Raw genomic sequence first — 22,311 nt, forward strand, 5'->3', positions numbered from 1 at the left:
AAGCTGCCATTATCCCCCAATCACGCGCAACCAACGCTGCGAATACGCCGCCAGATTGATGTGTGATTCCATAACTTCTCCACTCAACACATCCACATATTGAACATAGTTGGATGTCGAATATGGAATTTGTTCAAAGATTTCAGTACTTACCAAGGCTTGCGGCAATTCACTAAAGTTCGACAAATAAATGAGGTGCGCATCGCTATGCACATTACCCCGAACAAAACTCAAGACTTGCGCACAATCTGTCGCCAATAGTTGACGCGCTACATTTGCCGCCAAAGCGGGTAATTGTTGTCGCTGTCTAATCAACTCACAAAGCTGTGTAAACACCTGACTGGAATGGCGTGACATATCCTGCAAATTTGTTTGTGCATCTTGATCAAAGTACGGGCGTTGCAACCAGCGACCATCCATGCTCCGCGCAGGATCCGCTAAGTAAGAACGATCATTGGTCTGCGCAAGTTCATCGCCCATATAAATCAAAGGAATACCACCAAAACTCAGGCTTAGGCCATACATCAACAGAACACGGCGGATCGCCAATTGGGCAGCGATAGTATCTTGTCCTTCTGTCGAATGTGCGAGGCCGCAAAGCGAGGCCGCCATACCCACAGTGCCATGCACAGCGTCAGGATCACTCGCTTGGAAGCGCAAACCGTCGGCATAGCTACTACTCTCATCAGAGAAAAAATAGGCGGCATGTTTCAAACGTTGCTTTGCTAACTGTGTGTCATTATTCACACCAGCCGCCTCGGCACGCAATACGTTCCACCCGATATCATCATGGCAGCGTACATAGTTAAGCCAACTTGTCTGTGTTGGTAAATTTGGCGTCGCAGCAATCACAGCCTCGATCAGATCAACTTTTTGCTCGGCCAAAGCAACCCATGACGAGGCCATCAAACTACTGTGGTAAGCGATATGACACTCTTTAATTCCTTGGGCTTCATTCCCCAGATAGGCGGGTAAGTCCGCGGTAGCAACAATCGCCTCTGCTTTCAGGAGCACGCCCGGCGCTGCAATCTCGATAATATCGCGCAGCGCTTGCAGCAAGAGATGTGCTTCGGGTTGATTCATGCAACTGGTGCCGAGTCGCTTCCATAAAAAAGCGGTCGAATCTAAACGAAACGCCTCAATCCCCAAATTCGCCATGCGCAACATCGCTAATGCTATCTGTGCAAACACTTCAGGATTACTGTAATTCAGATCCCACTGATAAGGGTAAAACGTGGTCCAGACCCATTTTTGCAATTCAGGATTGAAGCTAAAGTTACCTGGCGCGGCTTGCGGAAAAATTTGTCCTAGTGTTTGCTCATATTGCTCAGGTAAGTCGCGATCGGGAAAGGTGTGGAAATATGCTTGATAAGCGGCATCACCACGCTTCGCAGCGAGCGCCCAAGGATGATCATCTGCAACGTGATTTAAAACAAAGTCCGCACAAAGAGAAATTTTCTTCTGACGCAATGCCCAAGTTAGTTCGCGCAGATCTTCGATATCGCCCAAACCATCTTGAATTTTATCGAAACTCGAGACAGCAAAGCCACCGTCATTTTCACCGCGTCGCGCCTGAAAGAATGGCAGCAAATGCAGATAGCGCACGCCTAATTTAACCAAATGCGGAATCTGCTTTTTAACGCCTTGCAAATCGCCAGCGAAACGATCAACGTAAGTACAATATCCCAGCATATCTTGCTGCAAAAACCAATTCGGATTTTGTAAACGCTCATTATCTAGCTCGACTAAATCGGCGCTACGTTGCTGTGCTAATTCACTGATTTCGCCGATCAACTGCGTGATCCAAGCATCGAAGTTTTCGTGTTGTCCATAGACCTGCGCCAGCTTTTGACGCAAAGCCGGTGAGAACCGCAGCAAGCGCTGTTGCAACAGTGCCGCCTGCGACGCGTTCGGCTGGTTTAGGGAAGGTGTAAGACTCATGGCAAAAGACTCAAAGAAAACGCGATGTTATTGCAAGCAAAGTGAGATGAGCACTTTGCTTGCACTTCAACATAACAACTGAAGAAGTAAATAGTGTGAAATTCGATTAGAAGCTATACGTCAGAGTAGCGCGTACGGATCTGCCATTGACTGATCGAGCTGCGTGACCATCGCCTTCCACTTCGGTATAGCCGATCGCGTTGAACAAATTGTTCGCGTTCAGAGACGCCTTTAAACGCTCATTTATTTGATAGTTAATAAAAGCGTTCACGACCTTAAATCCCGGCATCGTAATCGTGTTGTTATCATCGCCCCATGATTTGGAGGTACCGATCACACTCGCTCCAAGCACCAGATCACCAGCGGTCCAAGTTGGCGTCAATTGATAAACCGTACGTGCCTGACGGCGCGGTGTTTTGCCGATCACGGATTTGTCATTGGCATTCACAATTTCAGCATCCGTGAATGTCGCACCACCACTCAAGTTAAATGCACCCATGCGATAACTCGCTTCAATTTCAGTGCCCTTCGCATCGTAGCTATTGGCAGTAAATTTCTGTGTGGTTGCTTCAAAATTTGATTCGTCGGTTTTCGCTTGGAAGAATGTGACGAAGCTATTGAATCCGCCGGATTTCCATTTAAAGCCGGCCTCTGTCTGCTTGACGATATTTGTGCTGATTGGCACCGAGCCATCGAGCGGATTACCAAACATGATGCGATCTGCATTAAATGCGATGCCCTCACTAGTGCGAGCGAAGAACGCCAGGTTTTTGTCGAAGCTGTAATTCACGCCGGCTGAGTACGATGTGTGATTCACCGAGTAGTCGATCGTCTTTGAATTTTTTTGCTGATAGCTTTGGTTGACCGCTTGATTGTAGGTACCGGAAGCATCTTGGCTGTCGCGTCGGATGCTAACGTCCACATTCCAATCACCGCTTTCATATCCTAGTGTTGCATACGGTGAAGTCGTTTTGTATTGCGCGTCAATTGCACGATTACAGCAACCACCCCAGACATCCGTACCCTGCGCTAACAAACCAGATGTGCCAGCAATCGTCGCTGCTGAATTCAATAAGGCAGGTTTATCACCACTCGCTTGCAGCAAATAGTGATTAAAATTCCACGTCAATGAAACATTTTGCAAAGAGGTGAACAAGCCACCAGTGAACGCCAGCTTGCCATCACCCATTTGAAAACTATTCGACACACGCAGATCATTGACTGTACTTCCCAAATCGTCGATAGACGTATTGAAGACCGCAGCAGTCACCGCTGCCCCCGTATATGCCTTACCAGCATTCGGCCCGGTTGCGTAGCTCATGTTCTTTTGCGGATTAGCATTATCAGCAGGAAAGATAGAAATGAAGCGCCCGCTATTGCTCGACTTACGGAATTTTTCATCCAGCTTCCAACCTTGACCTAAGTTCAAAGATGCCTCTGCTCCGAAAGCATTATTCTTGACCTGCAAACCATCATTGATGTTGGTAGCGATACGTTGATTATTTTTGTCGAGGACAATATCTTTGACCCAGTATGGCGAATAAAAACTGGCAGTACGTGGATCGATACCAGGTAATTCTGCGATCACACCATTCGTAGTTTTCACTGGCACTGGCATATTCATCGGAGTTTTATCATCCAGATGCTTGAAGCTCAAACGCACATAGCCCTGATCTAATTCATGGGTGATATTCGCACGCAATTGTCCACCATCTTCTGCGGTCACACCTGCTGGACGAGAGCTATCGCCAACGCGATAATGTCCACCGATGAAGAAACGGGTTTTCTCAGAAATCGCAGCACCATAGTCGAAATCATAGCGGGTTTGATTGAAATCTAAACCTTTGGCGAGACCTATGCTGCCACCTTTCTCTTTGCCATTACGAGTAATGAAATTGATGATGCCGCCAGGTGCATTCGTCGCCAATGTCGATGCAGAGCCGCCACGCACAACTTCCAAATGACTCAAGCCACCATCGGCGCGCAAATACATATCAGGCGTAACGAAAGCGATATCGCCAAACTGCAACACTGGCAAGCCATCTTCCTGAAATTGCACATAGCGCGCACCACCAGCCGACACCGGCACACCACGTACGGTCAAGTTTGCGTTTCCCTCCCCCCCGGAAGATTCAGCGCGTACACCTGGAATAGAACGTAAAATTTCTGCGGCGTTGGTTGGTGATGATTGCATGATCTGATCAGACTCTAATGTACTCACGGAGACACTGGCCTTCATTTTGGATTTACCGATAGGCGTTCCGGTAACCACGACGGTTTCCAGATTCAATCCGTCTTTGTCCTTTGCTGGTGCAGCTGTCTGTGCTTGTGCACTTGCCATCGCCATCACTGCCAACGATACGGCAATGGTCATCTGATTCAATTTACTGGTCATTTCTTGTGTTAGTTGTGTTGGTGCACGCATCTTAGTCTCCTTGGTGTTCAATTAAACGCCTTATGCTCAATACATAAAACGATATTCGTGTCAGTAAGAACTCGTTTGCAAGCACTTTTGATACTTGACCATCCAGCTACGTCAGCACGGATATGGCATCGTTATTTCAGATCGAGGTGCAATTGAAAGACGATTACAGTTTTTCTTTACCGATGGTCGAATTATGTGCCGCAACAATAATTTATGCAATCGATTGCATAAATTATTTATTGTGCGAAGCAGCAAAGGTTTTTAAATGCGCATCGTGAATGACAGTAAGAAAATAGGATCATAAAAACGCAGTTTTAATATTTAAAATCATATACTTACAATATTAAAACGAATTTTCAAGTGATCTCGACTGCTACCAGTATGGTGCTATGCAACAAAGGAGTGTTGAAAATTAATACCAATCAGTGAATTTCAATAAGAATAAATGCAAACGATTGCAAATGAATGCGTAAAGTACAGCTGGCTTGACAAAAATAAAGCAGGCCACGGCACAAGGAAAGAGATAAGAAGCTCTAAAAAATCTTTTAGAAGAAGGAAGTAGAATTATTCTCGATGAACAATCGTCGAAAAACTACAGAGTGGTTCACCACTTAGCTAGAAAAATCTCAACTCAGATTTACGTCGTACTAGATTGGCGAACAACGAGCTCAGTCGACAATAGTACTGGCGGCAGCACCTGACCATCGGCCATCGCTAGAACAGTGGCAACCAATGCTTCACCAGCCGCAACTAAAGGCTGACGTATGGTGCTTAAAGGGGGGTGAAAATATCGCGCTAACTCAATATCGTCGTAACCGACCACGGCGACATCTTGAGGCGTCGTCAAGCCTCGTTCACGGAAGGAATTAATTGCCGTCATCGCCAATAAATCGCTACAGGCAAACAAAGCGTCAAATCGCACATCACGTGCCAGCAACTCAGCAACCGCAGCGCGTCCACCCTCTTCCGTAAAAACGGCAGGCAATACCAAATCAGGATCGAAGGGAATTTGATATTGTTGCAGCGCCTTCTGATAACCTTGAAAACGATCAGCGACTTCCGGCAATTGGGTATCACCAAAAAAAGCGATGCGACGACGCTGATTCAGCAAAAGATGCTCGGTCGCTAAAAATCCACCAGCAACATTGTCACTACCTACTGTCACATACAGTTGCTGTGGAATTTGCGCGCCCCACACGACAATAGGCACACGCCTTGCAGCCATTTGATTGAGCTGATCATGATGTCGCCATTGACCAATCAAAATCACGCCTATCGCTCGCCCTGTATCAAATAGCTGCGCTGCCGCATCCAATTCTTCCGCATCAACACGCGTCAACAGCATATCAAAGCCTTTCGCAGTCAAAGCATCGGCAATACTACCTAAGATACTCAAGAAGAAAGGATCAGACAAATGCTGACGCGAAGTGCTATCAAAAGGCACTACTACAGCAACGGTACGATTTTGTTTCAAACGCAGATTTTGCGCGCCGACATTGATCGAATAATTTAAAGATCTTGCCAATTGCTCGATGCGATTTCTAGTTTCTTCGTTAATCAGTGGGCTCTTGTTTAAGGCACGCGACACCGTCGAAGTCGACACGCCCGCCAATCGCGCAATATCCGCCATTTGCAAGCGCTTTTGCTCAGAAGCTGATACAGGATGGGATAGAGCTGAGGTGGTTGGAATAGGCGACTTACTCATTGACTGAATGCTCGAATTAAAGATTCGCCAAAAGTATCACAGAATTGGATACTACCGCTAAGAAAAACAAGCGCAACAATACATGACGACGGCAATCATCGGAAACAAAGAAGCTACAATAAAAAATAGGCGAAAAAAAAGACCCAGCCTAAGCTGAGTCTTTTTTGTCTTGGTAGGCCGTGCGGGATTCGAACCTGCGACCAACGGATTAAAAGTCCGCTGCTCTACCAGCTGAGCTAACGACCCAAAACTTGCTAAGTTCTACTAGCAAATTCTTGAGTTAAAAAAGACAAGAACTACTAGTAAATGAAAAGGACTTAGGTCTTCACCTAAGTCCTTTTCTGTATTCGTGGTAGGCCGTGCGGGATTCGAACCTGCGACCAACGGATTAAAAGTCCGCTGCTCTACCAGCTGAGCTAACGACCCGAAAGAACGAAATTATAGGGGGTTTCTAATCCCCTGTCAATTGCACGGCAAGTTTATTTTGTCGATGGCAAGCGGTTCTTGGCGGCTTGCGCAGCTTCTGTCCCGGGGTATTTCTCCATTACAGTCATCAAAGTCTTGCGACTTTCCTTCTTGTCTTTAAGCTCCAATTGGCATGCCGCAATATTCAACATTGCATCTGGCGCTTTGGCATTCTCAGGATAATTTTTCAACAAAGTCTGCAGAGCGCTGATGGTATTCTTGCAGTCACGTTGCGCATAATACGAGTTACCCAGCCAGTATTGCGCCTGACTGGCAAATACAGAATCGCCATAATTTAAAGTAAATGCCGTAAAAGCAGAAGCAGCATTGGCATATTGTCCCGCTTTGTACAAACTCATCGCTGCATCGAAACTACGTTGCTCACTTTGCTCTATCGTCACCTCACGACCGTCCACTGTAAGCTTCTTCGGCTCCAATGCACGCAAACGCTTATCGAGATCAACGTAGAAATCTTGCTGACGTTTTTGCGCGTTCGCCAATTCATTCATCAAGACTTCAATCTGACCGCGCAAACCAGCGATTTCGGCGCGCAATTGTTCATTTTGATTTGATAATTCCAGGACGCTAGTCTTATCCGCTTTATCGTCCAGTTTAGCGTCCAGCTTAGTGCTCAACGCAGCGAGTTTGGTACGCAAATCCAAGATCGCTTTGCGCGCTTCATCATCATCAAAAATACCGGCGGACGCAATCGATGGCACCAACATTGCAGCAAACAAGAATGCCTGCAAGCCTTTATTCATTTTCCATAATTTCATATACCACCTCATTCCATAAACAGTGAAAACGTAAGCACTCTTAGAACAAAAAACGGACTTTGCAGTATGACACTGCAAAGTCCGTTTTAAATTACTGCACCAACAAAAATAAGCAAAATAACCGAGCTTCGATTATTTCTGCTAATTATTGGTAAACGATGTCGGAGCGACGGTTTTGAGACCAAGAAGCTTCATCGCTGCCAGTTGCTTTTGGCTTTTCTTCACCCAAAGAAACGGCTTCAACTTGTGCTTCCGCTACGCCCAACAAAGCCAAGGCTTTACGCACTGCTTCTGCACGTTTTTGACCCAAAGCGATATTGTATTCGCGGCTGCCGCGTTCATCCGTATTACCTTGAACCAAGATCTTACGACCTTTGTTAGCGACCAAGTATTTAGCATGTGCTTCAACGGTTGCTTTGAATTCGTCTTTAACGACATAACTGTCATAGTCAAAATAGATACTACGATTTGCTAAAGCGCCTTGTGTCAATGGATCAACTTCAGCTGCTTTGACTGGAGTAACTGTACGCTGCTCAACTTTCGCCACTGGCTCTGGTGATTTTTCAACGATCTTCGCTGGCTCTTCCAACTTAACTGGTGTGCTGCAAGCACTGATCAAAGCTACGCTGGCAAGCAACAAAGCGACGGTTTTTGATGCTGAAATTAAACGCATTTCTTTCTCCTGACTATAATTAAAAAACGGGAATTTAAATCTAACGCGAAATTGTACATCAAAACATGGAAATCTCCACTACTTCATAAAGGGTCCCCAAGTAGGTTCACGAATTTCACCCGCCTGAATTGTTAATTTTTGCTTAACTTTACCATCGGTAGAGACGATGCCTAAACTACCGCGACGACCGGCCTGAGTCGCATACAAAACATAACGACCATTTGGCGCGATACTAGGCGACTCATCGCGATTCGTATCAGAAAGTCTTAATTCTTGTCCATTGACCAAGTCCATTGCATACACCTGATCACCGCCATCACGACGCGAGATAAACACCAAGGTATTACCGTCCGGTGAAATCCGCGGTGACACGTTATAACTACCTTTGAACGTAATGCGCTTCGCTTCACCGCCATTCGCACTCATACGATAAATCTGCGCACCACCACTACGGTCGCTGACAAAATAAATGGACTGCCCATCTGGAGAATAACGCGCTTCAGTATCAATGCCGTTGGAATTACTCAAACGCTGCGCATCAGAGCCATCGGCGTTAATTGAATACACTTGGGCAATCGCCCCTTTAGATAAGGTAACCAATAACTTACTACCGTCTGGTGACCAAGAGGGTGAAGAATTATTTCCTTTAAAATTAGCAACCGTCACCCTTTGTCCTGTGATCAGATTTTGAATGTAGACGATAGGTTTTTTTAATTCCATAGACACGTACGCAACCTTAGTACCATCGGGTGACCAGATGGGCGAGATAATCGGCTCTTTAGAAATCAAGGCTATTTGCACGCCTTCACCATCAGCATCAGAAATTTCCAAACGATATTCTGGACCTGCTTTGGTCACGTAAGCAATGCGAGTGGAAAACACGCCCGGCAAACCTAATAATTTTTCATAAATATCATCGGCGATTTTATGTGCAGTCAGGCGCATTTTTGGGTTCGGCGTATCCATTGCAAAGCCTGACAACATCGTGGCTTTTGCTATGTCATACAATTTATAACGTACTTCGTAACGACCTTCACCACGCTTTTGTACGCTACCGACCACTAAAGCTTCTGCGCCACGTGATTTCCAAGTATCAAAGTTGATGCTCGCGGTTTCTGAAATCGCCATCCCCACTTCTATCAATTTGAAATAACCACTGCGATTCAAATCATCTCGAATAATGCTGGTGACCAATTGCGGTGACAACTCTTCATCAGCAAATGCAGCGATGGCGATAGGTACTTGGGTCGACCCCACACCAGATACCTCGACCCGCATCTGTGCTTGCGCAGCAGCAGAAACAAGAACAACAATACTAAGCACCAAGGCTTTAAATAAGGATTTCATCGATTTTAATCTTTCATGCGGTGAACAATAGTGAGACTAGGTGGAACTTCGCCTGACTTATCTCGTGGAAATGGCTGCGATTTGTCTATCGCTTTTTCCACAGCCTCGTCAAACGCTAAATTACCTGAGGATTTGGTTTTCTTAACCGGTCCTTTTAAGGAGCCGTCAGGAAATAAATTAATCACAAACTCAACGGTAGGATTACTCGCCGAGGCGTCATTCACCAGATAGATCGTATTGGCCTTGATCTTCGCTGCCACTTTGGCGTTATAGCTAGGGTCGCCACGATTATTGCCCGTTGACTTTAGTGCATCACCAAGTCCGCCTGAACCTGATTTAGTCACCTGACCATTCAGACGGCGCATATTCTCTTCGAAAATTTTGTCTTGCGCGGCTTTTTCTTTCGCCAATTTTTTCTTGTCGAGTAAGTCTTTCTCCAACTTCTCTTTCTTCAACTTTTCCTCAGCTAATTTTTCTTCTTTCTTCTTCGCTAGTGCAAGTTCTGCAATTTTTTTCTTTTCTTCTAATTGACGTTTTTTCTCTTGCTCTAGCGCGATCTCGGGATTTTCTCTGACTTCTTCTTGTTGTTGTACTGGTTTTGGCGCTTCGATTTCTTTTGGTTCTTCGACTGGTACTTCGGGAACTGGCAAAGGTGCGGCTTCACGCGTCGTCATATCCCACACTTCAGCAACAACCGCAGTCGATTCCTGACTTTGCCATTGCACCCCGACCCATAGGAATGCCAATAGAAATAAATGCACTGTGGCGGCTAAGCCAAGTGACTTCCATGTCGAAGCATCGGTCTGCGCGATTCTTGGCATGGCATTGTAGGTAAATTCTGTCATCACTTCTTTAAACAAATATGTACGCGGATCATTCCGCTGATTTTGCATTGCCGAACATCCAATTTAGGAGGCACATTTTTCGCGTGATTATAAACCCTCTTCCTAAAGAATCGGGACTTACGCTGAACTAGCTAAATTAGTGCTACCACAGCTAGCTTGTGGCAGTACCACACCGACAGCAAAGCCTAATTAAACGAAAACTTATACTTCATATCCAGCGAATTATCAGTACCAAAACTACCTATCATCCGTATTCTGCGTGTCAATTGCCAGCTCAATTTTAAAGCCGCACTGGCGTCTGACACGCCGCGCTCCACTGCCAATACCAAACCAGGGCGCATACGCCAACCGATACGCACCACTTTATCATTGGACGAAGCACCGACATCTGTGGCACCCGCGACGGTTTGACTAGGTAATTTGGATGCGCCTCCATTTTCTGAAGGACCTATGCTAAATTCATCAAAGCCTAAGCCTTGCACCAATTCTTTAGGAATATTGCGACTACCATCACCACCGAAAATCGCGCCCGCCGCCGACAGTAATAGAGAAGCATCGGCACTACCAACCTGATCGGCCTCACGTCCCAATACTAGCCATGAAATTTTATCGCTATCCGGCACATTCGGCTCTGAAACCAGGCGCACCACAGGATTTGCAACAGTACCAGTAACATCAACCCCCGCTTCTACCGCAAGTCCTTTGCGCAAGGCGCGAATATTCAATGAAGGATTGCCGGGTGCACCTTGAAAATTGAGTATGCCACGCTCGATTTCTAACTGTTGTCCATAGCCCTCGTACTGTCCACCATTGGTCGTAATCGAACCACTGGCATGGATAGGTGAACTTTCAGTGCCACGCAAGCGCAAGGCGCCTGACAAAGCCGTATTGAGGCCGCGACCGACGAACAAGAAGCGTGGCCCCATGTCTATCTGCAAATCCAGTTTGAACCGCAAAGCTTTTTTTCCCGCATCCTTATCGCTATCTTCATCCTCTAACTTAAGACCTCTGGACACTAATACATCACCAGATAGACTGGGCGGCGGCATTTTTGGCAATTTGAAGTAAGCGGCATCCGCCTTTAGTTTGCCGACCAATGCCCAAACATTATCCACTTGAGTAATATTCGCCTGACCAGTGACGAGCAACCAACGATCTTTTCTTTGCAACAGTGGGAACATTTCCCAATCAGCCTTAATCGCACCCGCTTGGGTATGCCAATTCACTTCGCCAGTGGCATTAAATTCACCCTGTTTACCAGTCCAATTCAAATCTTGAAATTGTTCCTGCTTAGGTACGAAGGCCACCTTATTCGAAAAACGTAAATGTGTCAGTTTTAAAGTTTTTTCATTCAACTCCGCTTTTAATTCTCCGTTTGGAAATAACAGCCCCTCCGACGCAAAAGCGAATTCTAGCCCCTTGCCTTCGATGTTCGCCTTATACAAAGGTTGATCGAAACTACCGGCAAACGTGGCATCAGCACGAAGTGCGCCCTTTAAAGAAAAATCGGAACTAAACTGACTAACCAGCCATTGCAATTCCGGCACGCTCGCGTGCAACTCGCCTTGCAACGGGGCATCCGAGGTATAAGTCCATTTATCACCAAGCTTACGTATTTGCGTGTCCAACTTAGCACTCCAGCTGCCCAATCGAGTACCGTTTGCTTGCAATTGCATACGAATTTTTTCCGCATCGGTGCCCGCTAACAAACCAGCAGAATTCAAAGTCAACTGCAAGTCACTCAAGCCCAGAGGCATTCTCTGCCCCGTGCCATCGGCATCAGCGACAAATAAATCGCCTTGTTGGCGTTGTACATTAAGACTGGCTCGAAGGTGGTCTTTTAACTGCAAATCCCATTGCATACCCAATTTTAAATCACCGCCAAAACGTTCTTGTGGCTGCAGTAGCTGCAACACTTCCAGCACAGGCAATCCATCGACGCTCCCTTTACTCACCAAGGAGTGTGGCGTCCATTCAAAACTCTGTAATGATATCTGGCCTAAGCTTCCCGCAAACTTCCCTGAACCTATACTGACTTTATCAAAACTCAATTCCAAAGGGATGGCAGTCAATAAAGCGATATCAGACTTGCTGTCATTCTTAGCCGATACGGAATCCACCGCTTTTGCGTCGTGGCTCGCTGGCCGTATCAAACCGGCGACCTGCATTTGCTCCAATTGACCGCGCCACAAAGGCACATCAAGTCGACCTAAATCCAATGCACCGCTAGCTTGCATTTTTAATTGACGCGCCTGAGTGAACTGCGCGCTCATCTGCAACTTGTGTGCGTCGCGTTGACCTTGCACTCGTAAGCTCAACTGTTCTACCCAATTGCGCCGCTTGGCTTCTGAATTCAGTTGCGTTTCGTTGCCACGCTTGCCTTGGCTCACGCCATTAGTAGAAATTTGGCGTGCTGTCATGGCGATTTCCAAAGGCGCACTGTGGCCGGCGCCCAGGTTAAAATCTCCGTCTAACTGCCCGACGCGCAAGCCATCTGCCAGCTTTAATTGTTCCGCGGTGAGCTTGCCTTTGACAGCCAGAGCATTAAATTTGCCGCGCAAATCAGCTTCCAAGCTCGCTTTACCGCTTAAGGTGAAATTGGTAAAAGTCTCGAATAAAGCCAAATTCTCGGCATGCAATTTTATTTGCAAGCTATCATTTTCACTCCCCAAATCTCCCTGCGCCGTCAATACATTACTTCCCCAATGCAAATTCAATTGGTCTATTTTCAAACTACTATCCTGGCGCCAGTCGAGATGGGCGACACCGCCCAGTTTATGCCCCGCTAACTCGCCGGATAGCACTGGAATATGCAATTGCACTTGCGGTTTTGGCTGTAGATTACCGCTCGCGTTGAATTCTGCATCAATGCGCCCAACTGGCAATTTGGCCCAGTGAGCAGGATTAAATTGCTCCAGCTTCGCCTGCAATTTATAAGCCTGTTTGCCTTCCAGATTCAATTCTGCATTGCCAGACAAACGCGATTGCTCTGACTGCAACTCAAAACGTTTTAAGTTCAATGTGCCGCTAGTACCGCTTTGATTCCATTTAAAACTTGCATCAGAGTTTAAACTGGCTCTTGGATCAACTAGCCGCACTTGAAAGTCAATACTGTGATCGGGCTTGCTTTGCAATTCCAACTTGCCTTGAATTTTTGTGTTACGCAAACGACTATCGATTTGCACTAGGTCAATATCGCTCAACAAAAATTTAGCGTCAAATTGTGGCGCTTTGCCGCTTGCAAGAAGTAAATTAGCATTGCCCGCTAGTCGCCCATTTCCTAGCTCGAGTAAAGTTTTACTCAATTCCAATTGCTGATCTTGCCAACGCAATTGCGCATGAAAAGCGCGTATTGGAATTCCATTTTTGTCCGTGGTTTGTGGCGCACTGTTTTTAATGTCTATTTGACCAATCAAATTGACTCTTGATGCATGCGCTTTGATAAGAGGTTCTTTTGGTGCTGCAGATGAGGGGGCTGATTTTTTTTGTTGGCCAGATTTTTTTTCATTGATCTTTGCCATTGACTGCGTCGTCAACTGCGATGCAGGAATCTCGCTTGGAGCATGCAAATCAATATTCATGGTAAGCATGGCGTGTGGCGCAGCAGCATTTAACCATTGCGGATCAAGATGTTCAATCTGCACCTTCGCGCCACGTAAAGGCATGCTGGCAAACGGTGACACGCTCAAATCCAGAGCGGCACGCGCATTGCGTTCTATTTCTTTAGAAACTGTCGAGCTAGATGTAACAGCTGCCAAAGTATGCGCTTGTAGGCGCAGAGTCTGCAAATCACCCGATAGTTTTCCTTGCAAAGCGATCGGTGACATTGCGGCTCTTGCTTGCCCTGTATAGTCAAAATCCGCTTTCAATGCATACGGCGCTTTACTTTGTATCTCCCCCTTCAGTGCGAGCCCGCCCCATTCAGAGTTCAGTTTCAAGCCAAGTTGATGCAAGCTATGTGTGCTGTTGACAGTTCCCGAGATCGCATTTAGCACCAACTTGATTTGCTCTTTGGACTCCGCTTTCTTTTCAGTCGCATTTTCACTCGCTTTATCAGTCAGCAATTGGGCTATCGTCAATCGGCCTATGGCCAAATCTTGGATCTCTATTGCTAACGGCAATTGCAAATTTTGCGGCATAAGCAGCGGCTTATTATCGGGCACACTCGCAACACGTATGGCGCTGATTTTTAGTGACTTAATCGCCAATTGATTACGCAACAAAGCCAATGGCGTCCATTCCAGATCCACCCCACTTAGGCTCAGGGTCTGAGCGGCACTGCGATAGTTCACTTCATCAATTTGTAAATGATCAGCGAGTCGCCCTTCAATGCCGGCAAAACGCAATTGATCGCCACTCAGACTTTGTACGCTTTGCAGCAAAAAACGACTACCAGAATTAGTCGCCAACACCCATCCAAACAGCAAAACTATAGTCAGTAGCACGAACGATAAAATAATAAATACAGCGCGTCCAAAAGCTACTCGCGATTTTTTTGAGGTCGTCTTTAGGGGTGCCACATCAGGCACAAATTCAGATGAATGACCTGCCTTTACTGTCACAGCAGTCTGTGGCAAATCAGGCGTTTGATCGGGTGGATTGTTTGGGCTCATAGTTTTTGCATGCGACTAAAATGCGATCGCGATTGAAATGTCCAAACGGAATTTTTTTACCTGACGCCCATACGCGACATCAAGTGCGATAGGGCCAGCTGGTGTCTTAATCCTGGCCCCTAATCCTATCCCTTGCTTACTATCCATTGAGCGCCAATCCTTCGCGGCATCGCCCGTATCGATAAACGCGGCGACACCCAAATTTCCATTACGCCAATGCACATACTCAATACTCGACGCAGCCATCACCTGACCACCAAGCACCGCCTCGCCACTTTTTACACCCAGGCTTTGATAGGCATAGCCCCTTACCGAGGTACTACCACCGATGCGGAATAAATAATTTTCAGGAATTCCCCCCTCGCCATTACTAAACACCTTACCGAATTCTGTACGCAGCAAAATGCTATCTCGCTGACCGACCGGAAACCAGTATTGATACTTAGAATACAAGCGTACAAAACGCTGATCCGAGATCACAGCCTTATCAGAAAACGCTAAATCCAACTGCGCTCTTTGCCCTTTACGTGGTGCAAAAATATCGTCGACATCGCGCCAGATCCAGCCCACACTACCCACCAAGGCGCGGCTCTTGCGGCGCAATTCCTTGTTACTTCCGTCATTTTCTATCACTTGCTCTTGAGTGTAGTTAAGGCCTAAGGATTGCTCTAACTTACCATGCGTGGTGGTTCGTTTGACGCCGACGGCGGCACGAGTCTGCAACAGACCTTCGACATTCAAACGATCAAATAAAAAACCAAAGGAATCAAGTCGATTCTGATCTTGCGGCGGCAAAAAAATATCCGCGTAGGAAAGTTGCCGTTTTTGTTCGAGACGAATCGCGCTGCGTAAATCCCAAACGCGATTCCCTATATTCCGGTCACGATAACTCACTTCTGATCTAAATCCGGTGCTAGAGCTGTAACCTGCGCCAAAGCCCAGATCTCGGGTTTGACGCTCGGTCAGAGACAACTCAATAGGAAGTGCTTCGGCTTTACTTTCCTCAGGTTCTACGTTGAATGACACGGTAGAAAAATAAGCAGAATTTTGCAAAGCTCGCTGAAAATCAAGTAAACGTGTACTCGAATAAATGTCGCCTTTTTTGGGCGGATTAAATCGATCGATTAACCACAGGGGATAACGTTCCAATCCCGTCACTTGCAAATCACCGAAGTAATAGGAAGCGCCACTATCAATATCCAATTCCAACACTGCGCTATTGGTTTCAGCATCAATACTGGCTCGACTATCGACTAAAATGGCACCCGCATACGAAAGACTGCGCAAGCTTTCCAAAGTGGCTATCTTGGATTGACCCCAATCGCTTTGCCGAAACGGCGCGCCGCGCGGCAATCCCCATTCCTTGATTAAGCGTTCATGCCTTTGCATTGCAGCTGGTTTCTCTGCCTGAACATCCGTCATCAAACTACCGCTCAAATTAAAAATCACCTCTTTAATCAGGGTACGAATGCCGGGATCAACGTTTACATCGAGGCGGGTTTCATCAATACTCTTTTCGAGCTGAATCTGCGCGGAGAAATAGCCTTCTGTCGCCAAAATGGCAGCAATATCGTTTTGCAATTTACGCAGAAAACCTGGCGTCACAATTTGCGCCTCAGCATTTCTTGCTAATGCCGGGATATGTTCCTCCAGCAAATCGCTCAGCTCGCTCTGATTGAGCTGCAACCGCACACGCGTCAAGCTGGCCGTGGTGGTTGGCAAGTCAGCTACAAGCTGCGTTGCCGGCATGAATTCTTGCAGCGCCGGCTTGCTTGTGGTTGGAGATATTGGAGTTTTTAACGCCTGCTGTACTTGCCTCGCATTGGCAGTTGTCGCGCTAAGAGCAAGCAGTGCGAACACGCTGACCATACGGCTCAGCCTACTACTTGAGCGTAGCACTCGCTGATGAGAAAATGGTTGTAGGGTCGTACAAACGATAGGCATTAGATTTTGCTAGGTGCACATTACTTGGTGGCGAGTCCTACCCGATTAATTCCCAACTTCTTGGCTTCGGAAATAACTTGAATTACCTCGTCATATTTAATTTCTTTGTCAGCGGAAACCATGACTGGCAACTCAGGTTTAGCCTCATGATACTCTTTTAGCTTCTGCATCAATTGCTTACGATCAAGCGCAGTCTCTTTCGATTCTTGTTTACTATTACCGTTAGCGCTGCCCTTGGTCGTAATACTAATTGTCGCTGAAGCATTCGGACTCAGGGCAATTTCTATATAGTCTGAAGGCGGCTGTTTCGATTGTCCGGCGGTTGGCAAGTTAATCACGCTAGGATTCGTCATCGGTGCCGCGACCATGAAAATCACCAACAATACCAACATCACATCGATGTAAGGAACAACGTTAATTTCTGCCTTAAATTTGCGTTTACGTTCGCCACGAAGTGAACTCATTTCTGATCATCCGCTTATCGAGATTGTCTCTGCAAGATATTTGAGAATTCTTCAATAAAGGTTTCAAAACGAATTGCCAGACGATCGATGTCGTGTGAGTAGCGGTTATAGGCTAACACGGCAGGAATCGCTGCAAACAAGCCAATCGCGGTAGCAATCAGGGCTTCTGCAATACCCGGCGCTACCGCACTCAAAGTCGCTTGCTGCACATTCGCCAAACCGCGGAAGGAATTCATAATGCCCCAGACTGTACCGAGCAAACCGATGTAAGGTGACACCGAACCAACTGATGCCAGGAAAGATAAATGTGATTCCAGATGATCCATTTCACGCTGATAAGAAGCACGCATGGCACGACGCGCACCATCCAACATCGCACCGGCATCCAGACTCGCCTTATTCGCGGCTTTCACTTTATGGTATTCGTTCATGCCAGCTTCGAAGATACGTTCCAAGGCACCGGTTTTATCACGGCTGCCGCGGTGATTAGCGACGGCTGTCTGATACAACTCAACCAAATTACCACCAGCCCAAAACTGTCGTTCAAAGTCTTCCGTTTGCGCCCGCGCTTTTTTAATCGCAAACATTTTGCTGAAAATATAATTCCAACTGGTCAGCGACACAAACAATAAAATGGCCATCACGATTTGCACTAATGGCGAGGCATTTAAAATTAAGGCGGAAAATGAGAGATCGTGGGTAACTGTCATGGTAATTTCTACAAAAACACTACTATCTATAAATGCCTGACAAAGTCTTTCAACAATATCAGGGCTAATTGAGCAACATACTAATTAATTGTGGCTTGTTTCGCTTACTTCACTTTTTCAGCGGCACTGGGCGTTCTTAAGAAACCTGAGGGTTCATCAGCATTAACACCGGATTTGGAATCGGCACCGGGCGCCACTGATCCATATCGACACAACAAGCGGTGACCTTGGCACTGGTCAATAGGCGTTCACCACACCAAACTTCCTGCAAGAAAACAATGGATGCACGACCCGTCTTTTCGATCTGCACCGTCACCAAAAGTTCGTCATCCAAACGCGCGGATGCATGATACTCGACTGCCGTCGCTTTGACGACAAACAATGCACGAAATTCATCAGCCATTTGCTTTTGATGGACTCCAATTGCGCGCAACCATTCGGTGCGGGCACGCTCGAAGAATTTCAAGTAGTTGGCATAAAAGACAATACCACCTGCGTCGGTATCTTCGTAATACACCCGAACGGGCCAGCTGAACACATGAGGCTTACTAGGCGCATTGATCATCATTACTTTTTCATTAACTTAATATTTACTGAGGCATCATTTCGCCGATTTTTGCATTAAACGCCAAGATAAGCGCTAACTACGTTGGATCGCCAAAGGTCCGAAACCCTGACACATGGGCATCATCTCTATGTAATTAATATTTACGTGCGGAGGCAGCGTGGCGATCCAATAGGCAGTTTCGGCAATATCTATGGCCGTCAATGGCTGCGTTCCTTGATACACTTTTGCCGCAGCCGCATCATCGCCCTTCAAGCGTACATTTGAAAATTCGGTGCCGCCACATAATCCTGGCGCAATATTGCTGGCACGCACCCCAGTGCCTATCAAATCGGCTCGCAGATTCAAAGTAAATTGATCGACAAACGCCTTAGTTGCCCCGTACACATTGCCACCCGGATAGGCGGTCGAGCCAGCAATTGATCCTATGTTCAAAATCACACCATTTTTGCGATCGATAAAATGCGGTAACAAAGCATGGGTCATACGCACTAAACCCTTGTTATTGGTATCGATCATGGTTTCCCAATCGTCCAGATTTGCATTTTGAGCCGCTGCGATACCAAGCGCCAATCCTGCGTTATTGACCAAAACATCAATATCGCGCCAATTCGCTGGCAAATTAGCCAACATTGATGCAATCGAAACTTTATCCGTCACATCCAATTCAACACCTAACAAGGCCTCGCCCAACTCAGTCTGCAATTGCTGTAACTTATCCATACGCCTTGCGGCAGCGATTACACGATGGCCGGTTTGCACGAACTTTCGCGCCATCGCCTCACCAAAACCCGAACTTGCTCCCGTAATCAGTACCAGCATGTGCCTTGCCTCTAAGATTGAATGGTAAAGCTGCCATTTTAAAGCTTTTTTGCCCTACCAGTCTTTATCAAATAGCTTTAGAGTAGGGATCAAATCATGATTCCCTACGAAGTTTCCTTGCCAATACAAGCATGCGCTTATCAAGCTAAGCCTGTTTATTGTCATTTCACTTTTTACAAGCGCCCTACAGATCTCGCCCGAACTAAAGAACTCACCTCCAAGAGCGCGAAGAAATCATCTCAAGAGCATTGCCAGCCTTAGGTCTTAACTAAGAACCTGAATATAGACATGGCGGCTCAAATAGGGATATTCACACTCTATTCGAAAGCAGTGTTTACCTTTACGTAACTTGCCGAAACACCCCTATTCACGTAAAATTCGGGCACCATTTTGTCTCACGCAACTGGCGAAAATGCAGCAATTTTTTATCCAAAGATTGTTGGCAGAAGATGGAGTTCCATCGTGAAGCGTGAGATTTGCAGAGTCAAAGATGTCGATTCTGGCCGTACGCCTGGGTATCCCGATGGTAAAAGTGATTGAGACTTGTATCCACAAGTTGGCGCATTTTTACAGATCAGTCCCAATCTAATTTTTCATTTTTTACGCTTTTTTCTACAGGAAACCCATGTTCTCCAAGAATCATACTCTCGCTAATATCGATCCAGAATTGCTCGCCGCGATTCAAGCCGAAAATGTACGTCAACAAGAACATATCGAGTTGATCGCTTCTGAAAATTACACCTCACCAGCGGTGATGGAAGCGCAAGGCTCCCAATTGACCAACAAGTACGCCGAAGGCTATCCAGGCAAGCGCTACTATGGTGGTTGCGAGCACGTGGACGTGGTTGAGCAATTAGCAATCGACCGCTTGAAACAAATTTTTGGCGCGGAAGCAGCAAACGTACAGCCAAATTCCGGTTCACAAGCAAATCAAGGTGTGTTCTTCGCCGTCCTGAAACCAGGCGATACCATTATGGGTATGTCTTTGGCAGAAGGTGGTCACCTGACTCACGGTATGCCTTTGAATATGTCGGGCAAATGGTTTAACGTTGTGTCTTACGGTTTGAACGACAAAGAAGAAATCGACTACGAAGCAATGGAGCGTTTGGCGCGTGAAAGCAAGCCAAAATTGATCATTGCTGGCGCATCGGCTTATTCTTTGCGTATTGATTTCGAACGCTTCTCAAAAATCGCGAAAGAAGTTGGCGCCTATTTCATGGTCGACATGGCGCACTATGCAGGTCTGATCGCTGCTGGCGTTTATCCAAATCCAGTACCCTTTGCTGACTTCGTCACTTCAACGACGCACAAATCATTGCGCGGCCCACGCGGCGGTATTATTTTAATGAAGGCAGAGCACGAGAAGATCATCAATTCTGCGATTTTCCCTGGCTTACAAGGTGGCCCTTTGATGCATGTGATCGCAGGTAAAGCAGTAGCGTTCAAAGAAGCCTTGAATCCAGAGTTCAAAGCTTACCAAGAGCAAGTGGTAAAGAACGCAGATGCATTAGCGAAGACACTGATCGAACGCGGCTTACGTATCATCTCTGGCCGTACTGAATCGCACGTCATGTTGGTCGATTTGCGCTCCAAGAACATCACTGGCAAAGCAGCTGAAGCGGTACTCGGTTCTGCACATATCACGTGCAATAAGAATTCAATTCCTAACGATCCAGAAAAGCCATTCGTCACTTCCGGTATTCGTTTAGGTAGTCCAGCTTTGACTACACGTGGTTTTAAAGAAGCAGAAGCAATCAAAATTGGTCATTTGGTTGCAGATGTCTTGGATAACCCAAATGATGCAGCGACGATAGAACGTGTGAAAGCAGAAGTCAAAAAACTGACCTCTGCCTTCCCTGTGTACGGCAATTAATTAGTGCATAAAAAGCCACTCAGACGAGTGGCTTTTTTTACGCTATGCTTTAGCGATAAAAATAGATACGAAACTGATGCCTAACAAGACAAACCTAGGATTGGCAGGAGATATTTCATGAAATGCCCTTACTGCCACCACGTAGATACCCAGGTCATAGACACTCGAATTTCCGAAGAAGGCGATAGCATTCGCCGCCGCAGACGTTGCGCCAGTTGCGATAAACGCTTTACCACCTATGAGCGCATAGAACTAACTATGCCGGTCATCGTCAAAAAAAATGGTAGTCGCTCAGAGTACGAATCATCAAAACTACGAGCCAGTCTCATGCTTGCTTTGCGCAAACGCCCGGTGTCAGCGGAAGCTGTCGATACAGCAATTCAAAGAATCGAGGAAAAATTATTAGCCAGCGGTGAGCGTGAAGTGGTTTCAGGTCACTTAGGTGAATTAGTCATGCGTGAGCTCAAGCGCTTAGACAAAATTGCCTATATCCGTTTTGCATCGGTTTATAAGAGTTTCGAAGATGTTTCTGAGTTTGTTGAGGCGATTCAGGAAGTAAAGAAGAAATAAGCACAAGGAGCTGGTCGTTATTAGAATTCGAATGCAAAAAAGGGAAGAGCAAGTCTTCCCTTTTTTGCATTCAAGGATTTGCAAGGCTATTTGTTCCAACAAGAGTCTTGTGTCTTGGTTGCTCCCAAAGTACCCGTAATTGTACGCTGTCCCAGATTATTTACGGTATAAGTAGCGCATTCGTCACTCGCCATTTTATTCACTGGACGTGCATCCAACGAATATGTCCTCGCAGTCCTTGGTGCCGCTGGACTAAACTCCAATTGATACTGAACTTGCGTGCCTGAGGAATTCCTTGGTGACACCGTATTGGGCAACACTGGTTGTGCACCAGAAAGTGAGATCAGGTACGAATTATTCTCGGTATAAAACCGCTCCATATACTGAGCGTTTTCCATTAGAAGCGCCCTGACGTCAGACCGTTTACCCCGGTTCATATACTCAACAATACCCGGGTAAGCAAGCGCTGAAAGTATCCCTAAGATAGCGACCGTAACCATCGCCTCTATCAGAGTAAAGCCACCGCTGAGCTTTCTTTGTCGCTGTTTCATTGCACATCCTTTATAGAAAAAT

Annotated in this window: 16 protein-coding genes, 2 tRNA genes and 1 riboswitch; of the genes, 2 read left to right on the plus strand and 16 right to left on the minus strand. The window is 46.4% G+C overall.

Annotation, left to right across the window (positions count from 1 at the left end; genetic code table 11):
- Positions 1 to 9: 9 nt before the first annotated feature.
- The 15 genes from AC1RR2_RS19005 to AC1RR2_RS19075 form a co-directional block, all read right to left on the minus strand.
- Positions 10 to 1,941 (minus strand): alpha-amylase family protein, encoded by a 1,932-nt coding sequence (locus tag AC1RR2_RS19005; protein WP_493223852.1) that lies wholly within the window; start codon positions 1,939 to 1,941, stop codon positions 10 to 12.
- A 106-nt stretch (positions 1,942 to 2,047) separates the two neighbouring features.
- Complete coding sequence (locus tag AC1RR2_RS19010; RefSeq protein WP_493223853.1) at positions 2,048 to 4,366, minus strand: TonB-dependent siderophore receptor; 2,319 nt, start codon at positions 4,364 to 4,366, stop codon at positions 2,048 to 2,050.
- Between the two features lie 637 nt (positions 4,367 to 5,003).
- Entirely contained in the window at positions 5,004 to 6,071 is a 1,068-nt protein-coding gene (locus tag AC1RR2_RS19015; protein WP_493223854.1) for a LacI family DNA-binding transcriptional regulator, read from the minus strand.
- Positions 6,072 to 6,241: 170 nt separating this feature from the next.
- A tRNA-Lys gene (locus tag AC1RR2_RS19020) sits at positions 6,242 to 6,317 on the minus strand.
- Between the two features lie 104 nt (positions 6,318 to 6,421).
- A tRNA-Lys gene (locus tag AC1RR2_RS19025) sits at positions 6,422 to 6,497 on the minus strand.
- 53 nt (positions 6,498 to 6,550) lie between these two features.
- A complete protein-coding gene (gene ybgF, locus AC1RR2_RS19030; RefSeq protein WP_493223855.1) occupies positions 6,551 to 7,312 on the minus strand; it encodes a tol-pal system protein YbgF in 762 nt (253 codons plus the stop codon).
- A 145-nt stretch (positions 7,313 to 7,457) separates the two neighbouring features.
- Positions 7,458 to 7,985, minus strand: a complete 528-nt coding sequence (gene pal, locus AC1RR2_RS19035) for a peptidoglycan-associated lipoprotein Pal (protein WP_493223856.1) — start codon at positions 7,983 to 7,985, stop codon at positions 7,458 to 7,460.
- A gap of 78 nt (positions 7,986 to 8,063) precedes the next feature.
- A complete protein-coding gene (tolB, locus tag AC1RR2_RS19040) occupies positions 8,064 to 9,332 on the minus strand; it encodes a Tol-Pal system beta propeller repeat protein TolB (RefSeq protein WP_493223857.1) in 1,269 nt (422 codons plus the stop codon).
- Positions 9,333 to 9,337: 5 nt separating this feature from the next.
- Positions 9,338 to 10,177 carry a cell envelope integrity protein TolA gene (tolA, locus tag AC1RR2_RS19045; RefSeq protein WP_493223858.1) on the minus strand — a complete coding sequence of 280 codons (840 nt, stop codon included), beginning with the start codon at positions 10,175 to 10,177 and terminating at the stop codon, positions 9,338 to 9,340.
- Between the two features lie 185 nt (positions 10,178 to 10,362).
- The gene (locus AC1RR2_RS19050; RefSeq protein ID WP_493223859.1) at positions 10,363 to 14,790 is read right to left on the minus strand and encodes a translocation/assembly module TamB domain-containing protein; all 4,428 of its coding nucleotides are present in this window, start codon (positions 14,788 to 14,790) and stop codon (positions 10,363 to 10,365) included.
- Between the two features lie 15 nt (positions 14,791 to 14,805).
- Complete coding sequence (locus AC1RR2_RS19055) at positions 14,806 to 16,539, minus strand: autotransporter assembly complex protein TamA (RefSeq protein WP_493223860.1); 1,734 nt, start codon at positions 16,537 to 16,539, stop codon at positions 14,806 to 14,808.
- 215 nt (positions 16,540 to 16,754) lie between these two features.
- Positions 16,755 to 17,198, minus strand: coding sequence for an ExbD/TolR family protein (locus AC1RR2_RS19060; protein WP_493223861.1), 444 nt, complete (start codon positions 17,196 to 17,198; stop codon positions 16,755 to 16,757).
- A 14-nt stretch (positions 17,199 to 17,212) separates the two neighbouring features.
- Positions 17,213 to 17,908 carry a protein TolQ gene (gene tolQ, locus AC1RR2_RS19065; RefSeq protein ID WP_493223862.1) on the minus strand — a complete coding sequence of 232 codons (696 nt, stop codon included), beginning with the start codon at positions 17,906 to 17,908 and terminating at the stop codon, positions 17,213 to 17,215.
- Between the two features lie 136 nt (positions 17,909 to 18,044).
- Positions 18,045 to 18,476, minus strand: a complete 432-nt coding sequence (gene ybgC, locus AC1RR2_RS19070; RefSeq protein ID WP_493223863.1) for a tol-pal system-associated acyl-CoA thioesterase — start codon at positions 18,474 to 18,476, stop codon at positions 18,045 to 18,047.
- Positions 18,477 to 18,548: 72 nt separating this feature from the next.
- A complete protein-coding gene (locus AC1RR2_RS19075) occupies positions 18,549 to 19,295 on the minus strand; it encodes an SDR family NAD(P)-dependent oxidoreductase (RefSeq protein WP_493223864.1) in 747 nt (248 codons plus the stop codon).
- 389 nt (positions 19,296 to 19,684) lie between these two features.
- A riboswitch (ZMP/ZTP riboswitch) is annotated at positions 19,685 to 19,819 on the plus strand.
- 101 nt (positions 19,820 to 19,920) lie between these two features.
- On the opposite strand from AC1RR2_RS19075, the gene glyA reads away from it, so the two are divergent.
- Both glyA and nrdR read left to right on the plus strand, forming a co-directional pair.
- The gene (glyA, locus tag AC1RR2_RS19080; protein ID WP_493223865.1) at positions 19,921 to 21,168 is read left to right on the plus strand and encodes a serine hydroxymethyltransferase; all 1,248 of its coding nucleotides are present in this window, start codon (positions 19,921 to 19,923) and stop codon (positions 21,166 to 21,168) included.
- Positions 21,169 to 21,285: 117 nt separating this feature from the next.
- A complete protein-coding gene (nrdR, locus tag AC1RR2_RS19085; protein ID WP_493223866.1) occupies positions 21,286 to 21,738 on the plus strand; it encodes a transcriptional regulator NrdR in 453 nt (150 codons plus the stop codon).
- Between the two features lie 86 nt (positions 21,739 to 21,824).
- Here nrdR and AC1RR2_RS19090 read toward each other — a convergent pair whose 3' ends face one another.
- Complete coding sequence (locus tag AC1RR2_RS19090; RefSeq protein WP_493223867.1) at positions 21,825 to 22,289, minus strand: type IV pilin protein; 465 nt, start codon at positions 22,287 to 22,289, stop codon at positions 21,825 to 21,827.
- Between the last annotated feature and the right edge of the window lie 22 nt (positions 22,290 to 22,311).

Source organism: Undibacterium sp. GW821-FHT11H02, from assembly GCF_058808015.1.

What these genes read in the sequence shown, in the direction of transcription:
- AC1RR2_RS19005 (WP_493223852.1), bottom strand. Translation starts at nt 1,941, where the DNA reads ATGAGTCTTACACCTTCCCTAAACCAGCCGAACGCGTCGCAGGCGGCA.
- AC1RR2_RS19010 (WP_493223853.1), bottom strand. Translation starts at nt 4,366, where the DNA reads ATGCGTGCACCAACACAACTAACACAAGAAATGACCAGTAAATTGAAT.
- AC1RR2_RS19015 (WP_493223854.1), bottom strand. Translation starts at nt 6,071, where the DNA reads ATGAGTAAGTCGCCTATTCCAACCACCTCAGCTCTATCCCATCCTGTA.
- ybgF (WP_493223855.1), bottom strand. Translation starts at nt 7,312, where the DNA reads ATGAAATTATGGAAAATGAATAAAGGCTTGCAGGCATTCTTGTTTGCT.
- pal (WP_493223856.1), bottom strand. Translation starts at nt 7,985, where the DNA reads ATGCGTTTAATTTCAGCATCAAAAACCGTCGCTTTGTTGCTTGCCAGC.
- tolB (WP_493223857.1), bottom strand. Translation starts at nt 9,332, where the DNA reads ATGAAATCCTTATTTAAAGCCTTGGTGCTTAGTATTGTTGTTCTTGTT.
- tolA (WP_493223858.1), bottom strand. Translation starts at nt 10,177, where the DNA reads ATGACAGAATTTACCTACAATGCCATGCCAAGAATCGCGCAGACCGAT.
- AC1RR2_RS19050 (WP_493223859.1), bottom strand. Translation starts at nt 14,790, where the DNA reads ATGAGCCCAAACAATCCACCCGATCAAACGCCTGATTTGCCACAGACT.
- AC1RR2_RS19055 (WP_493223860.1), bottom strand. Translation starts at nt 16,539, where the DNA reads ATGCCGGCAACGCAGCTTGTAGCTGACTTGCCAACCACCACGGCCAGC.
- AC1RR2_RS19060 (WP_493223861.1), bottom strand. Translation starts at nt 17,198, where the DNA reads ATGAGTTCACTTCGTGGCGAACGTAAACGCAAATTTAAGGCAGAAATT.
- tolQ (WP_493223862.1), bottom strand. Translation starts at nt 17,908, where the DNA reads ATGACAGTTACCCACGATCTCTCATTTTCCGCCTTAATTTTAAATGCC.
- ybgC (WP_493223863.1), bottom strand. Translation starts at nt 18,476, where the DNA reads ATGATGATCAATGCGCCTAGTAAGCCTCATGTGTTCAGCTGGCCCGTT.
- AC1RR2_RS19075 (WP_493223864.1), bottom strand. Translation starts at nt 19,295, where the DNA reads ATGCTGGTACTGATTACGGGAGCAAGTTCGGGTTTTGGTGAGGCGATG.
- glyA (WP_493223865.1), top strand. Translation starts at nt 19,921, where the DNA reads ATGTTCTCCAAGAATCATACTCTCGCTAATATCGATCCAGAATTGCTC.
- nrdR (WP_493223866.1), top strand. Translation starts at nt 21,286, where the DNA reads ATGAAATGCCCTTACTGCCACCACGTAGATACCCAGGTCATAGACACT.
- AC1RR2_RS19090 (WP_493223867.1), bottom strand. Translation starts at nt 22,289, where the DNA reads ATGAAACAGCGACAAAGAAAGCTCAGCGGTGGCTTTACTCTGATAGAG.